Below are 14,664 nucleotides of genomic sequence, written 5' to 3'. Positions count from 1 at the left end.
GGGTACCCACCGCCGGGTCAACACAGAGTTCGGTGGCGTCTGTCGCGCCAGTAGAGGACACACGTGCCTCGGCTACAACTGGCATGTTCCCCGCGATCATGTGCCTGCATCCGACTCGCTCGTAGGGTCCGCCCCCGGTGGTAGATAGTACCGCAGCCGTGGGTGCACAAAAGCTCGCGCGGCGAGGACATTAGCCAATGCTACCTCAATGACCTGCAGGAATGCACCCAATGCATCATCGCCGCGACCCCAGACGTACCCGAGAGCGTCTTCCGTTCCGTTTGCGCCCTTCTTGAATCCAGGCTGCTTCTTGGCTACGGTATACTTTCCTAGTACGCATACTGCATCCAGCAAAGGCGTCTCAACGAAAGACTTGATCGCTTCTTCGCTCGGCCCGTCGAAACCGAAGTAAGCGGAAACCACTGCGGGAATACCAAGGTGATCTTCAAGGGTACTCAGGCCGCTGCGGAAGGTGGCTTCTGATTCCACCCAGCTATCAGGAGGCATCGGGGCTCGAAGCACATCGAGCAGGGGCGCTGGTCGATAATACCTCCGCAGGCTGCCAATCCCATGGCGGACTCTGCCATGCTCCACTGCCCAGCCCGAGGCTTGAAAATTCGATTTGACTTCGATGGTCACTGCGACGGCCTCGGCTCGAACGATGCGCCGTCCTTCGTGTACGTTCAGACAGGATGCGACGCTCTGTTCGAAGATCACAACGTCCAACTCACCAGAGGTACCCCCGTTGCTGTCCACTACCTCGGCTTTCGAGACGCCAAAGGTTGTCCCTACGCGCTCAGCAAGGAAGCGCCGAAGGAGGTCCTCTCTTCCGTCGCCCTTGGCGGTAGGGTGATCAAACACGCCGATGGCGCGTGCTTGCTCCGTCAACAGGCGCGACAAGGCACGATTGATGTCCCTGAAGTGTGAAGCCATTACAGACGCCTCTCGAGTCTCTGTTATATTCGGAAGGTGAAGCATACTGGTGTCCAGTCCACCCCGGCCATAGAATCGGGAGGAATACACTCACCGGTGCTTCGCATTTCAACATCACCTTGACTGTCGTGGGGCGCATCGGCCCGTCGAACGACTAGGTTTGTACCGCGAGTACCGCGAGCGGGTGCGCTGCGCGCACCCGCTCGTCGGTCACCAAACCGAGTTGGGCTGCGCTACACATTCCATCTGGAAGTGTCGCCCGAGCGGAAGAGTCACGCGGACGCTCGAGCGACAGGATCATGTCGTCGCCCCCGACAGCAAAAGCGAGATCTCGTCCAGCATGAATCCGTGGATAGTATAGCACTTTGGGTTGGTCTCGCTCTGCTGCATGAGAACAGGATCACAGTCGGGCCAAGTGGCGCGAACTTCCGCAACAAATCTATTCAGCGTCTTAGCGTGTTCCCTTGCGATCTTTCTCGTCTGTGCGGCAACCTCTTCGTGAATGATGCAGAGACTGGCGAATGCGTTATTAACGTGAACAGTGACCTCAATCTCCTGGTCTTGAGCGGCGAGATAGGATTTCACCTTAGCTCCCCACGAATCGAACTCACGCAGCAGATCGTCTCGATTGCAGTACACACGTAGCGCCCTCAAACCCGAGCCGTCGACTAGCGTACCAAACATTTGTTCACCAGGAACGATCGATGCACTCAGGACAATTCCGCCGATTGGCATCCCGCAGTGCTGCGAATAATTCCTGAGCTTCCACACGAACGCATAGGAGTCGGTCGTGTCGTACTGCTTTGATACAGCCCTCTTGAACTGGGCCACCTCCGGCGACTTGTCGCCGTACCAGCGCTTGATCCTGGTCTCCACGTGGTCCAAATAAGTACGCATCGCCGTGAGAAAGTTTAGGAGGTACATATTAGCGAGCAAAGTGAGCTTGCGCGCTCTGGTGCTCCGCGGCACCATTCCAAGTATCGATGCACTGGTATCTTGTATATATTGATCGAAAGATGAATTGGTGAAGTCGCTGAACGCATCACGGCTCAGTGCGACGATGGAAAAAAGCTGTTCCATAAACTGGAATTGCACCAGTCCTTCGTTCGCCTCGGCGATGGCTTTGACCTCGGCGTCAGTGAGCACTCTCATCGAGTCGATCGATCCTGCACCGGCCGGGTTCAGTACGCCTAACTCTTTAGGTTTCACAGCCACTCCTCTACAGATGCACAACTGTCACGGTGATAATCGCGCGTGTCGACCGTCAACGTGCTTGCCCAACTATCAGTCGATTACCCAACCGAAACCGCCGGACCAGGTCTGTCTACATCGTCGCCTTTTGTAAACTCCTTCGCGAAAAATCTCATAGATCGGCTCTGCGCTGCAAGGCCCAGATGCTGGCCAGCGCCGTAGTGCGTGTTCCGGGCCGACGTGATGGCCGGTTCCGAGCGCGGGCCACCCGACGGGGGTTCCGACACACCCGACGGTCCGTTCCGACGCACGTGACGAGCCGTTCCGAGGGAGGTGACGGCCCGCAGGCGGCGCTCGCGGTCGCAGCCTCATCGCGTACATGGGCGCGATGTTGGAGCGGCTATAGATGCGTAAGGTTTGAGAGATTTTGAGGCTCAAGTTCGAGTGCAAGCGCAGCCGAGCGGACATCGCGGCGGCGGCCTGCGTCGGCGACCGTCGTCGACAACGCGCACCTGGTGACGCTCCGCGGCGGGTCGATGCGGAAGAGGAAGGCGGTGGCTCCCGAGGTGACCGAGACGAAGACCTGACCGCGCTCGTTGCTGCGCTCCGGTCCACGTCACACCGGACTGGGCCGTCGCGTCGCTCGGGAACTAGCCGTCACGTCCGTGGGAATACGCAACCTGGCCAAGCTCGGGTCGCGCGGCCCGACGAGGAGCTCGTGGCGAGCTCGGCGGCTTCCCTCCACGGCAGCGCGGCCGAGGCGGTCGATGCGTACGTCGGCGAGCTTGGAGCTATGGCCCTCCACCCGGTCGAGCTCGGCTACATTGCCGCCGAGGGCGGAGCGGCACGGGCGCGCCGCGGGGGCGCCCCTCGACCAGCGGGATCATCTCCGGGAGGAAGAAAAGCCGCGCGAACTCGAGGCCGTCGCCGTCCACCTGGTCGAGGTCGACGATGTCGCCGGGATGGTCCTCGAGCGCGGACCTCGGCGCCGCGGCCTGGTCGAACCGCGGAGCGGCCGCAGCGTCGCGACGGACGCCAGGGAGGCCGCCATCACGCTGGCGTCGTTCATGGCGCCAGGGAACAGACGGCGCGGCCCGCCGGTCGGGGCGCCGCTCCACGCCTCGCCGGTATCGAGATCCTCGAGCGTGAGCACGGCCCCACCATCGTCCACCCCGGGCGAGCGGCGACGCCGTCGCACAGGATCGAGACGGACGTCGGCGAGCGTTGCGCCGTCGGCGTCGTCCATCGGGCCGAGCGCTGCGCCGTACCGGCGCCGCGACAGCACTCCTTGACCTGCATGCCCAGGCCCGCGAGCTGCACGCCCGGCGGCCGGCAAGAAGGTGCGCGTACCCGCGGCGGTGGCCGACGAGGGGGAATAGGATCGGCGAGCGGGCGAGATAGGCACGCACGGGTGTGAACGATCGCGTAGAAACGCGGAATTCTGACGACGTCCTGCTGCATCCCGAGCATGGAGCCCCCGTCGGAGGCATCCCTCCGCCCATCGCCCGCGGAGCGTCACCGCCGCCGAGCGCAGCGAGGGCAAGAGAGCCGCCGAGCGGCACGGAGCCGCGCGCCGTCGCGTCGCGGCCAGCACGGCGAGTACCGCGAGGGGGCGACCTTGCCCGACGCGAGCACGGTGGCACGCTGCTGTGCTCGATGGAGCGGCGCCCCACGCGCTCCGGAAAGGTCGCTGTACCTCGTCATATTCCGGCGCTCCCGGCTGATCGGCCACAACGGGAGAGCTACGCAGCAAAAGGCCAACGCGACGCCGCTTCATGTGCTCGACTGGCGCGCTTCCCGCCGGGCAGCGCTGCACAGCAGACCAGCATGCCGATCGCCCGGTCTTGAGCTTGGGACCCCGGGCGTCCCGCGCTCCGCCGCCTCCCACGCGGCTCGCAGGCTGCTTGCAAGTTTTCCGCCCCCCTCCATCGGCGGTCCCATTCGCTTCAGCGCCTCCAGGCGCGCAGCCTCCAGCCTCGACCGGCGCGGCGCCGTCGCCTGGCGCTTCTCCACGAGCTCACCGAGCACCTGCGCCGCGCGCTCCCACTGCGCCGCCGGCCCCGGCGCGTGCGCGATCCTTCGCACGGCGTTCCAGGGCGCCTCAAGCTCATCGCACAGGTTGCCGATCTCGGGGTGCAGCCGTGCAATCGCGCGCAGATGGCACCGGGTCTGCTTGTTCATCTGAAAACACTCTTCGAGGACGTGGCTCGGCGCGCGGACAACTCCGCACGCAAGCTCGTACCAGCGCCGCGAGCTCATACGTCTACAAAAGCACGGAGCCACAGACCTGCCACAGCGAAGCCTTCATTTTTCGTTCAACCTTAAAGAGCGTTAAAGCAGAGTACAAGAGTCCGCAGCATGCGAGGGCGACGGCTTTACACTGTGATGTAGCGTGCGACCAACAGGACGCCGGGTCTCACGTGACACCGTGACCTGAGGGGCATCCGCTGGAACTCGATCACGTGACCGCGGTGTGCGGGGTGACCCCGCCGGCGATCCCACGGCCCGGCCGTCGAGCGGGGCCAGCTCGCCGCCGCTGCGGCGGGCCGCGCGGGCGTCCGCTTGGGCGAGCTCCGCGTTGCGCCAGCCTCCCGCCTCCACGAGCTCGGCGGCCCCATGCGCTGAGCTCGCGCCGCGCCACATGCTCGGCTCCAGGCCCATGCCGCCCCGGCGTCCGCCGGGACCAGCTCGCGTCGCGCCGCTTGGGGTGCCCCGCGGTCGTGCCCGCCGTGCGCCGCCCTGTCGCATATGTATGCGACACGCCGGAGGTGACCGGCGCCGGAGCCCCTCAGCCGACCCCGCGCAGAATTACCCAATAGACCCCTTCGCGACCCCCCAAAATCGGGCCCGCTGGCGCTGCCTCGAAGCGACCTAACTGCGCGTCACCAAAGCGACTTCCCCGGCTGACCAGATCCCGGTAACTCGCGACGAGTTACCGGATCTTCAGAATTACCATTTCGGGCCTCCTCGCGGGCTCTCGTTCAGGCTCCGTCCCGAACCCGAAACACCACAGCAACGGCGGTTCGGTATGGCAGCAGCAGCTATCCTTGCGCCGCCAGCAGCTCCAGAAGGGCGGTCGTCGGGCCGCGCCGGCAGGCGACGCCACTGCACGGGCGGCATCGTGCGCAGCCCCCCGGTGTTCGGCCGTCAGCGCGCCGTGACCGCTGTCTGTCCCACAACGCGCTCCGACGAGCCGCCCGCGCGCGGAACGGTCACGCACGGCGACGGCGTCCGGTTCCAGACGCGCAGCCCGCGGACGTCGCCACACCAGCGGGCCCGCCTCGGGGGCGGTCGGCGTGCGCCGCCGTGATGCCGCTCACGCCACCCGCGCCCGCCATGGGAGCGAGACCGACCGACAGCGGTGGCCTTCACGTCAGACCGGCCAGACCCGGCGATGGCGCGCGGACGTCCAGGCATGCCTATCCAGCCGGCGCACGGCGACGCTGAACGCGGGCGGCACAGCGGGGCCCTCCGCACGTCGATCGAACGAGACTATGGGAGCGCCGGCCGACGTCGCAGCGCCGCGACGTGGAAGACGTGGCACCAGAGGGTGACTCACGGGTCGGCGGGCTCGGTGATCGGCCGACGCTGACGACCTCGAACCCCGGTCCGCCAGCGCCGAGTTCGCCCCCTACTCTTCGCCCAGAAGCGCGCGCAGCTTTTCGAGCAGTTCTCGCCTGACCCGCTGCCGGTTCAGGTCGTCCTCATAACCGGCCTCGACGGGTGACACCTTGACGACGCCTTTGATCATCATAAGAGCGTCGATCATTCGCTCTGTCTCATGGTCATCCAAGTCACGCCGGAAGTGAACAACCAGACCCTTGACGCTCATTGCAGCCGCGCTCTCCGCGTGAAGGTCTCCCCGGCTTCCCGACACCTGATGATGTCGCGTAGCGCGCCGATGGCCCTTGTGCGTCGCTTGTATATCGTGGAGAGAGGTACCCCTGCGTCTTGGGCTACCTGAGCCATCGGAACTCCGTTCAGGTCATGTGCCACGAGAACAAATCGCAGCTCCGGAACGAGCTCATTCACTGCATCGATGGTGCTGACCCTGACGTTGTCGGACTCCATCACAGCAGCAGCATCCGGCGCCGGATCAAGCACCTCGATCAGATCGACCAACTCCTCCCTGCGGTGCTGCGCACGCTCGTGGTAGTGCGCGGCAACGTGTACGGTGATCGTGTTCAACCAGCGCTCCGGCCTGCCGAGCTTCGGATCGAACCTGTGCCAGCTCTCGCAGACATTGACCCAGACTTGGCCCGCGACGTCGCCACGATGGCACCGTGGGACCCCCAGCCTCTCCAACCAGCGCAGCACGGAACGCACCAACATCGGGCGAAACAAGCGCGCGTACGCCTCAGCGCGCTTGCCTTCGTTCGGACGATCCATGGCCTTACCCCCCTTGGGCAATCCCCCCCTGCGATGAACGCGAGGCACGACTACGCTCACCCATGGCTCCCTACTCCCGGAAATGTCTTGTTCAGCGGAGAGCGCTCGGCCTCCTCCGAATCGGACGCGTTGGCAGAGCTCGCCCCTCCTTCGTCACGCTGTAGCGGGAAGCTCGTCAGCGTCCCCGCGCGCCGGGCGAGCTCGGCCCCCATGGCGGCGCGGACGGGGAGCGGCGATCGAAGCCGCGGCAGTGGAGGCGGCGGTAGCTTCGCCCGCGGGCTCTTGGCCGCAAGCTCGGGAGACGGCACCACAGGCGGAGGAACATCGAGTGCGCGAGGAGGTATCGTCGGCGGAGTCAGCGGCGCCGACTCCGCGCGACGCGCCGAGCTCTCGCGCTTGGTGACGGGCTCGCCGACCTTGACCATCACGGTCTCCTCTGCGTCCGCTCGACGGTCGTCGTGTAGCCGCCACAGGCGCTCCCAGTACCGAGCAGGCGTGCCGGTGAAGGCCTCGAGCTGCCGGGCAAGGCCGGGCGTCATCCGAAGGTCGCTCCTCAGGAGCCGCTCCACCTCCGTCGGCTCCAACCCCGTGCTCTCGGCGAGCTTCCTCCTCCACGAAGGCATCGTCGCGCAGCACGACTCGAGGACCCTTCCTGGCGAGGGGAAGGGGCGCGCGCGGACGTCTGTCAGCGCGGCGAGCACCGCATCGACGTGACAGTCCAGAAGGCGCTGGTATCGGTCCCGCTCCCCCGCTGCCTGCTCCTTCGCATCGGTGAGGGCGGCCTCCTCGTCATCGTGAGCGAGCTCGCGCGCCTCGCGAAGCCCCCGCTCCCGTCCCAGCGCTTCGCGCGCGGTGACCGCGTAGCCGATCGCGACGCAGGCTATCATCGCGAGCCCGAGCGGCGAAATGAGCCACATCGCACCAAGTAGGCCCTCCATCGTATTCATCGCGTTTCCTCTCCTGGACGTGATCGTTCTTGTCGGTACGCAAGGCGGAGCTCCGCCTTGTGCCGTCCGAAGACGTCACCAGGGTCACCGCCTGCTCGCTGCCGAAGGACAGCCGAGGATTCAGCGAAGCTGCCGGAGGAGTGCTTCGCGCTCGGCGACCAGCCACCCACGGGGGAACTCCCGCGCGTGGGTGTTCAGCAGCCGGAGAGCCTCGACGTTCGCCGTGGCGTTGCGGGCCTCGACGGCCCGCCGCGCCTGGGTGATCAGGCTCATCTCGCGCTCGCTGCGGGTCGGTCGAACGGCGCTCACCGAAGACGCGGGCCGGCGCTCGGTCGTCGTCGAGGGAGCGGGCCTGCTGCTCGCCACCACCTGCGCGCGCGCGCTTCCTTGCTCCTTCGGCGACGAGATCTCACGCGCGATCGGCGCAGCCAATGGCGCCGCGCTGTGCGCGCGTTCTCCGCCGGTGGGCGCCGAGGCGCTGGGCGCGCCGTCTCGCGCAGGGAACGCGGCAGGCTCCTGCGCAGCGTGCGGGGTGGCAGGGACCGCAGCCGCCCCGAGCCACGATTCCGGGTCGGGCAACGATGCCGCCGAGGAGACGAGCGCGCCGGTCAGCACGACGAGCCCGCCCTGGACAAGGATCCTCACGCCCAGACGGCGCAGCGAGGCCACCCACGACGCGCGACGGCGGAAGCCCAGTGCAAGCGGCACGCAGGCGCTGTCGTCCCATCCCCGAGCGCGCTGTCGCTCCTGCCACCGCTCCCGCTGGACCCTGAGCGCCTTGCGCGCCCGCCAGTGTCGCGTTCTCACCGTGTCCAGCGGAAGTCCCTGCTCGGCCGCGATCTCGGCGAGCGGAACCCCTTGGAGGTCGTGCTTGATCAAGACATCTCGGTACTTGGGATCGAGTCGGTCCAGAAGCTGCCGCGTGATCTCTTCCCGCTGCCGTCTCCGGAGCAGCTCTTCCGGCGTGGGGCACTCATCTTGGATCTCGCACCCATCGAACGATGTCAGCACCTCGCCGCGGCGGTGTGCGTCACGGACGTGATTGCGCGCCTGGTTGATGGCGATCGTGACGTGGTACGGGCCTGGATCTCCCCCCGGCTCGATCCGCTTGTCGGCCTCCAGGCCCCGCAGCAGCGCGTCCTGGGCGACATCCTCGGCGTTTCGCGCCGGCACACCGTGGCGCCGGGCGAGGCGTTGGAAGAGCTCGAAGCCGGGGGAGACGGTCGCGGGCTTGTCCACGGTTAGCAGCACACTTGAGCCAACCCAAGTGCTTCAGAGAAAAGAACCAACGAGCGATTTTTGGTCGGTCAACGTACGCATAGATATCACATTTGACCACATATGAGCGGTCTTATCAGGACGGCCGAGCTCATTCCGTCATGCGACCGCCAATTCTCGCACAAACGGCCGGCGTGTCGCGGCCCCCGCCGGTTGACGCCGAACAGCCGGCGGAAGTACGGTCACCGGATGCGTTTCATTGCGCATTCGCTCTCGATTTCTCTCATGCTCGGGATCGCAACAGGCTTCCCGACCTCGGCCAGCGCCAATGATGGCCCCCCGAAGGCGCAACAGGCTTCACGAAGTCTGCCAGGGCCGCCGATCTCCGCCCCACAGGCGAGACCGCACGACAGCGCATCGGTGAAAGACCATGTTCGCCGTGGTCAGAGAGCGCGCAATGCCGGGCGGTGGATGGAGGCATACGCTGCCTACAAGGCTGCTTTCGAGGCCGCAGATCCGACGACCAGCACCGAGCGAGAGCGGGCGGAGATCGCCGGCGAGCTCGGCCTCTGCGAGGTCGCGTTGCACAAGTACCGCGATGCGGCCGAGCACCTTGCCAAGAGCCTCGAACAGCGCGAAGCGCTGCCGGACGCGCTCGAGCGGCGATTCGAGGCAGGCCAGCGCGAGGCAGTGAAGCGCGTCGCTACGCTCGTGCTCTCGGTCGATCCGCCCGACGCCGAGGTGCTCATCGGCGGCGAGCGCATCGGGAAGACCGCGCGGACCTACACGCTCTTCTTCGAGCCGGGCAAACACGTGATGGTGCGGGCGCGGGCACCGGGCCACGCAGACGCGTTCCAGGGTTTCCTCGGCGTGGTGGGCGCTGAGCACCTGATGACGATGGAGCTGCCCCCCCGTGCGGCGGCGAGCAGCGCCAAGGAGGCGAGCAGCGCCAGCGAGACCGCGTCAGCGACGCCGCCCCCCTTGCGCACGTCGCCCGCTGCACGCGCGAAGGCTCCCAGCCCGTGGGCCTCTTGGCCGGGGACGCTGCGCATCACCGGGATCGCCGTCACGACGGCTGGCGTGACGGTGGGCACCATCCTCATGGTCCGGGCGGGCAAGCTCGACGACGATCTGGACGCCAGGCGAGCTCGGCTCCAAAGCGAGCCGTCATCGAGCGCGTCGATGTGCTGGCAAGCGCCTCGGAGCTCGCCGTGTGGCGAGCTGGCGCGCCTGCTGGACGCTCGCAACATGCACGGCCGCGCCGGTCTGGCCGCGGTGATCACCGGCGGTGTCGTCGGTGCCGTGACCGCCGCGTCGTTCTTCACGGACTTCTCCTTCCTGCGATTCACGCCGGCTCAGGATCGGGTCGAGGTCTCGCCCGTGGCGAATGGGAGCGAAATCGGCGCGCGAATCGAGGGGGTATGGTGAACGCACGGGGGGCCGAGAGAACGGGTTCGCTGGCGTGCCGAAGCGCCGTGACGTCGGTCGCCGCTCTCGCTGTCTGCGTGTGGGGAGCTAGCACGTTGACAGCTTGCGCGGCGTATCCCGATGATTGCTCGGCAAAGCTGGCGTGTGCTCCCGATCCGGAGCCTCCGCCCGACCTCTGCGCCGGAGAGCCCGGCACAGCGCCAGCGCTCGACAAGTGCGGGGTGTTCGTCAGCGAGGGGGGCGACGACAACAGCGCCGGAACGAAGGGCGCGCCCGTGAGGACGTTGCAGCACGCGATCGGGCTCGCCGCGCACGGGCGAAGCCACGGCGAGCTGCCGACCCGGCGCGTGTACGCGTGCGGCGGGTTGTTCGAGGAGGCGATCTCGCTCCCCCAGGGTGTCGACCTCTGGGGCGGTCGTCTGTGTGCCGGCGGCGACTGGTCCTACGGAGGGCCGCTCGACGAGCAGCACGCGTTGACCGTCATCGCGCCGCCCGTCGGGATCCCGGTGCGGGTCCTCGGGGGGGACGATGGGCGCATCGCGAGGGACGACACGACATCGGTGATCTTCGGCGTGCGCGCCGTGGCGGCCGACGCCTCCGCGAGCGATGGCAAGTCGTCGATCGCGATGCTCCTGAGCCCTGGGGCCAGGGCAATCGTGCGGGCGAGCGAGATCTTCGCAGGCGACGGAAAGGATGGGGAGCCTGGTGAGGACGCGCCGAGCTTCCGCGCGAGCGCCGGCGTGGTGGGGAACAACGGCGTGGATGCCTGCACCGCGGACGTGGCGCTGGGCGCCCTTCCGGTCGTGACCGTGTGCGACGACGGCATCGAGTCGACGGGTGGCCAGGGGGGCGATGGAGGCCTCGAGTCGGGCGGCGACGGGACTTCAGGAACGCCGGAACCGGTCGGGACTCCGGACAATCGCGGCTTGGCTGGCGGTGGCGCGTCCAGCATGCCGTGCAAGGATGGGGAGAGGGGAGCAGACGGCGCCCCTGCGGAGCGCGCTGCCGGAGCGGTTGGCCCTGGTCGTCTGGGCCTCGACGGATGGGTCGGCGTCCGCGGGAAGGACGGGGAGAAGGGCGGCGCCGGTCAGGGCGGCGGCGGGGGCGGCGGCGGCAAGGGGCGCGACGACATGAACGCGTGTCCGGCAGGTCGACCCCAGAGCGGTGCGGCCGGCGGATCGGGCGGCAGCGGCGGCTGCGGGGGCAAGGGGGGCAAGGGGGGCGGCTACGGCGGCGCGAGCATCGCGATCGTGGCCTTGCAAGGGAGCGACCTCACGGTCGATGACGACAGCACGGTCCTCGGGGCCAAGGGCGGCAATGGCGGGGTCGGCGGAACGGGTCAGTGGGGAGGCTTTGGCTGGGACGGCGGCCGTGGTGGACGCGGTTCTGTGACCGACACGTCGCGAGGATGCGACGGCGGCTCTGGCGGCCATGGCGGTCGCGGGGGCGATGCAGGCGGCGGTCTCGGTGGCCACTCACTCGGCATCGGCTCCGTGGGCGCCTCCGTGACCATCTTGCCGCATGCGACGGTCTCGCCCGGACAACCCGGCACCGGGGGGCTCGGCGGCAATGCAACCCCGGAAAGCCACTCCGGCCAGGGGCATGACGGGACTAAGGTGTTCTGGTACCGGTTCGATGCGCCAGACCCGGAGCCGCCTCAGTGAACCGCCCTGTGCCGGTCGGCGCACGTCAGGAGATGCACATGAGCAAGAGCACCGCAGCGACCTTGGTCCTTCTGCTGTCTCCGTGGGCGATCGGCTGCGGAACTGCGCCCGGCGTGAACGACCCTGGCGTGACGCCTTGTGAAGGCACCTCGTGCGTGGACGAGCCGCCGCCGGAGTCGGTCTGCGTCGAGCACGTCGCTGCCGATATCATCGACGACGGTTGCGGCGTGTTCGTTGCCGGAGCATTGGGTGGGGGCGACGACGGGAACCCTGGCACAAAGGCGAAGCCGGTGTTCACCGTCGAGCGCGCCGTCGAGCTCGCGCGCGCTGGACGAGGGCGCGTGTTCATCTGCAACGACGGATTCGAGGTGACTCAGATCAGGATGCCCTCCGGCGTGGATCTCCTCGGAGGCTTCGACTGCCGGCGATGGAATCGCGACCCCCGAATCCCACAGTCCTCGTTTTCTCACAAGACGGTCTTCGGCCCCATGGTGATCGTCGAGCCCGCGGGCCCCGAGGACAGGGGGGCCGCGGACGGGGTGTCGACGCTCGCCGATCTCTACGTCCGCTCGGCGGGCGAGGTCGGCGTGCTCATTCAGTCCAACACGGTGGTGGAGATCCTGCGGAGCGAGATCTCCACCCGCGGAGGAAATGGAGGCACAGCCGGTGAGCCGTGGCAGTACAGCCAACCGGACGGACCGGATGGCAATTTCGGTGGGGACGCGTGCTCGGCGACCGTCGTTGCCGGCGGGCCTGCGGCCGTGAACGAGTGCGAGAGCGGGCTCACGAGCGTTGGCGGCAAGGGAGGGGATGGGCTGCCCGACAGCGCCGAGGATGGAGGCGACGGGGAGCCCGCCGACGCTTCGCCCTCGGGACGCGGTGGTACCGCAGAGCAGGACAACGCCAGTTGCTATGTCGGATCCAAGGGAGGCCCGGGGGCTCCGGGGACGCAGGGCGCGCCCGGCAAGGGTATCGGACGCCTCACCGAGACAGGATGGGAGGGCGACACGGGGGGCGCAGGGACCTGGGGCACGCCGGGCCAGGGCGGCGGCGGGGGCGGCGGTCGTCGGGGCGGGCTCGCCCTGTGCGGCGTGGCCTCCAAGGGAGGCCCAGGAGGAGGCTCGGGAGGGGCCGGCGGTTGCGGAGGCCGAGGTGGCCGCGGCGGAGCGAACGGACAGCCGTCCATCGCCGTCCTCGCGCTTAACGCGCGGGTGACCGTGCGCGACACCAAGATCACGGCGGACTTCGGCGGCAGGGGCGGCGACGGCGGGGAACCCCAGCGAGGCGGCCGAGGCGGCCGAGGCGTACGGGGTGGAGCGCTGGGGGATGGGTTTTACTCCTGTCTCGGCGGCCGTGGAGGCGACGGTGGGCCCGGCGGCTACGGCGGCCCAGGGCGCGGCGGCGACTCGATCGGCATCGCCTACCTCGACGAGGACCAGCTCACTCTTGAGGGCGTCACCATCGAGACCGGCGAGCCGGGCAAGGGCGGCACGAGCTGGAGCCACGATGGCAGCACGACGGTGGGAGAGAGCGGCAAGGCCCACCCGACGCTTCGCTTTCCCGAATAGCCGAAGTCACGTCCTGGGAGAGCGGCACGGACTCCACGACGGCTGCCACGATTGCAGGAGGGCAGGCAGCGAAGCGAACCGCCGCGACGCCAAGAAACCGTGGGAGTAGGAGGGGACATGCCGGGATCGCCCCCTCGGCTCTCCTCTTGGCGATCTCGGCGGCTTTTCTGCTGTTCGGAGCGACTTCCAGCAGTGGTGCTACGACGACGCCACGGGCTCCGAGTTCACGGGCCAACTCGCCAGGAAGCTCGAGGCCCAGGCGACCATGGCGGCCGGCGGCTCGCCTTCACCGTCCCACGAAGCGACCAGCGCTTCGAGCTCACGGGTGGCAGCTTCAAACTCGCGCTTCGCAGCGATGCCCAATGGAGTCATCGGCGGGTCGAGGAGCACGCGAATCTTCGCGAGCCCGTCGAGCAACTCGTCCTTGCGAAGCACTCCATCCGTCTCCACCACGCGGTAGCAGGAACCGCTCTGCATCTCTGGCATCAGGGGCCACACGATGCAGTAGAGCGCCGCGAGCACCGTGAGCACCGCGATGAGCGGCTGTGTCAAGTTGCTCGCTTCGACCTGGACGCCAGGTGCCGGTTCATCGGACGGAGATGGCTCCACCCACCTGTGCTGGTCCGTGAAAAGGCAATCGTAGAGTCTAGCCTCCCCGGGGAGGCGCAGGCCCGGCATCACATCGGGCACGAGCACGGTCCCGATCTCCGGCGGCATGCGTTCGCCCCCGAAGGTCGCTTCGATATCGCCGGAAATCCACTCCGCGCATGGCTGCTCATCGGGTAACAGATCGAAGGTGGCATATTCTCTCCTGACGATGGCAAACTTTCGTCCATCGTCATGACGAGCGACGAACCTCGGATCGAACGGGCTGCGCGGAACGATAAAATGTAGCCCTAGAAACTTGACCGAGAACGAGTCCCTCGTTCGCTTCACGATATTGATCGCGCGTTCGCTATGGACGATGTAGTACGGGACCAGAAAGCTCACATGGAACCACAGCTTTCGCCCCGTAGACTCCGGCATGTCGATCGAAAAAGAGTAACAGGCGTCGTAGCCTCCGGCGGGGAGATGCAGCGAGTGGTTCATGAACCTACCAGGGAATCCGTCTCGGATGCGACGCCGCAGGTCGCGCCATCGGTCGCCCTTCGATGCCTGGATCCGCGCGCGCACCAGCCTGTCGTGCTCTTCGGTTTCCATGCATCGCTGGACGTCGATATCGCCGTCATCCATCATCCCAACCCCACGGGGATAGTATCGATAGACGACATCGAGCAGCTCATCAATACTGTGCTTCATGGACTCCCCATCCTTGGACCGATGTGT

The 14,664-nt window shown here is 67.2% G+C and carries 11 protein-coding genes; 3 read left to right on the top strand and 8 right to left on the bottom strand.

Annotation, left to right across the window (positions count from 1 at the left end; all coding sequences use genetic code 11):
• Nucleotides 1-96 precede the first annotated feature (96 nt).
• The 7 genes from WMF42_RS17590 to WMF42_RS17560 form a co-directional block, all read right to left on the bottom strand.
• Nucleotides 97-933: a DUF6602 domain-containing protein gene (locus tag WMF42_RS17590; protein WP_437693274.1), complete on the bottom strand. Its 837-nt coding sequence runs from the start codon at nucleotides 931-933 to the stop codon at nucleotides 97-99.
• A 297-nt stretch (nucleotides 934-1,230) separates the two neighbouring features.
• Nucleotides 1,231-2,142, bottom strand: a complete 912-nt coding sequence (locus tag WMF42_RS17585) for a hypothetical protein (RefSeq protein WP_437693272.1) — start codon at nucleotides 2,140-2,142, stop codon at nucleotides 1,231-1,233.
• A 1,755-nt stretch (nucleotides 2,143-3,897) separates the two neighbouring features.
• Nucleotides 3,898-4,383, bottom strand: coding sequence for a hypothetical protein (locus WMF42_RS17580; RefSeq protein ID WP_437693270.1), 486 nt, complete (start codon nucleotides 4,381-4,383; stop codon nucleotides 3,898-3,900).
• Between the two features lie 1,372 nt (nucleotides 4,384-5,755).
• Complete coding sequence (locus WMF42_RS17575; RefSeq protein ID WP_437693268.1) at nucleotides 5,756-5,956, bottom strand: hypothetical protein; 201 nt, start codon at nucleotides 5,954-5,956, stop codon at nucleotides 5,756-5,758.
• A complete protein-coding gene (locus tag WMF42_RS17570) occupies nucleotides 5,953-6,513 on the bottom strand; it encodes a sigma-70 family RNA polymerase sigma factor (RefSeq protein ID WP_437693266.1) in 561 nt (186 codons plus the stop codon). Before WMF42_RS17570 ends, WMF42_RS17575 begins: the two co-directional genes overlap by 4 nt.
• A 56-nt stretch (nucleotides 6,514-6,569) precedes the next feature.
• Nucleotides 6,570-7,460, bottom strand: a complete 891-nt coding sequence (locus WMF42_RS17565) for a helix-turn-helix transcriptional regulator (RefSeq protein WP_437693264.1) — start codon at nucleotides 7,458-7,460, stop codon at nucleotides 6,570-6,572.
• A 120-nt stretch (nucleotides 7,461-7,580) separates the two neighbouring features.
• On the bottom strand, nucleotides 7,581-8,699 hold the full coding sequence (locus WMF42_RS17560) for a sigma-70 family RNA polymerase sigma factor (protein WP_437693262.1): 1,119 nt from the start codon (nucleotides 8,697-8,699) through the stop codon (nucleotides 7,581-7,583).
• A gap of 228 nt (nucleotides 8,700-8,927) precedes the next feature.
• On the opposite strand from WMF42_RS17560, the gene WMF42_RS17555 reads away from it, so the two are divergent.
• From WMF42_RS17555 to WMF42_RS17545, 3 genes are all read left to right on the top strand, one after another.
• Complete coding sequence (locus tag WMF42_RS17555) at nucleotides 8,928-10,106, top strand: hypothetical protein (protein ID WP_437693260.1); 1,179 nt, start codon at nucleotides 8,928-8,930, stop codon at nucleotides 10,104-10,106.
• A 221-nt stretch (nucleotides 10,107-10,327) separates the two neighbouring features.
• Entirely contained in the window at nucleotides 10,328-11,770 is a 1,443-nt protein-coding gene (locus tag WMF42_RS17550) for a hypothetical protein (protein ID WP_437693259.1), read from the top strand.
• Between the two features lie 38 nt (nucleotides 11,771-11,808).
• Nucleotides 11,809-13,338: a hypothetical protein gene (locus WMF42_RS17545; RefSeq protein ID WP_437693257.1), complete on the top strand. Its 1,530-nt coding sequence runs from the start codon at nucleotides 11,809-11,811 to the stop codon at nucleotides 13,336-13,338.
• A 198-nt stretch (nucleotides 13,339-13,536) separates the two neighbouring features.
• Here WMF42_RS17545 and WMF42_RS17540 read toward each other — a convergent pair whose 3' ends face one another.
• Nucleotides 13,537-14,637 (bottom strand): hypothetical protein, encoded by a 1,101-nt coding sequence (locus WMF42_RS17540; protein ID WP_437693255.1) that lies wholly within the window; start codon nucleotides 14,635-14,637, stop codon nucleotides 13,537-13,539.
• Between the last annotated feature and the right edge of the window lie 27 nt (nucleotides 14,638-14,664).

This window comes from Sorangium sp. So ce176, assembly GCF_051519835.1.
In the GTDB taxonomy this organism is placed as follows: Bacteria; Myxococcota_A; Polyangia; order Polyangiales; family Polyangiaceae; genus Sorangium; species Sorangium cellulosum_G.
This window is presented reverse-complemented; position numbering and strand designations above follow the sequence as displayed.

Excerpts from the sequence above, each read along its gene's own strand:
- WMF42_RS17590 (WP_437693274.1), bottom strand. The coding sequence starts at position 933 with ATGGCTTCACACTTCAGGGACATCAATCGTGCCTTGTCGCGCCTGTTG.
- WMF42_RS17580 (WP_437693270.1), bottom strand. The coding sequence starts at position 4,383 with ATGAGCTCGCGGCGCTGGTACGAGCTTGCGTGCGGAGTTGTCCGCGCG.
- WMF42_RS17575 (WP_437693268.1), bottom strand. The coding sequence starts at position 5,956 with ATGAGCGTCAAGGGTCTGGTTGTTCACTTCCGGCGTGACTTGGATGAC.
- WMF42_RS17570 (WP_437693266.1), bottom strand. The coding sequence starts at position 6,513 with ATGGATCGTCCGAACGAAGGCAAGCGCGCTGAGGCGTACGCGCGCTTG.
- WMF42_RS17565 (WP_437693264.1), bottom strand. The coding sequence starts at position 7,460 with ATGAATACGATGGAGGGCCTACTTGGTGCGATGTGGCTCATTTCGCCG.
- WMF42_RS17555 (WP_437693260.1), top strand. The coding sequence starts at position 8,928 with ATGCGTTTCATTGCGCATTCGCTCTCGATTTCTCTCATGCTCGGGATC.
- WMF42_RS17545 (WP_437693257.1), top strand. The coding sequence starts at position 11,809 with ATGAGCAAGAGCACCGCAGCGACCTTGGTCCTTCTGCTGTCTCCGTGG.
- WMF42_RS17540 (WP_437693255.1), bottom strand. The coding sequence starts at position 14,637 with ATGAAGCACAGTATTGATGAGCTGCTCGATGTCGTCTATCGATACTAT.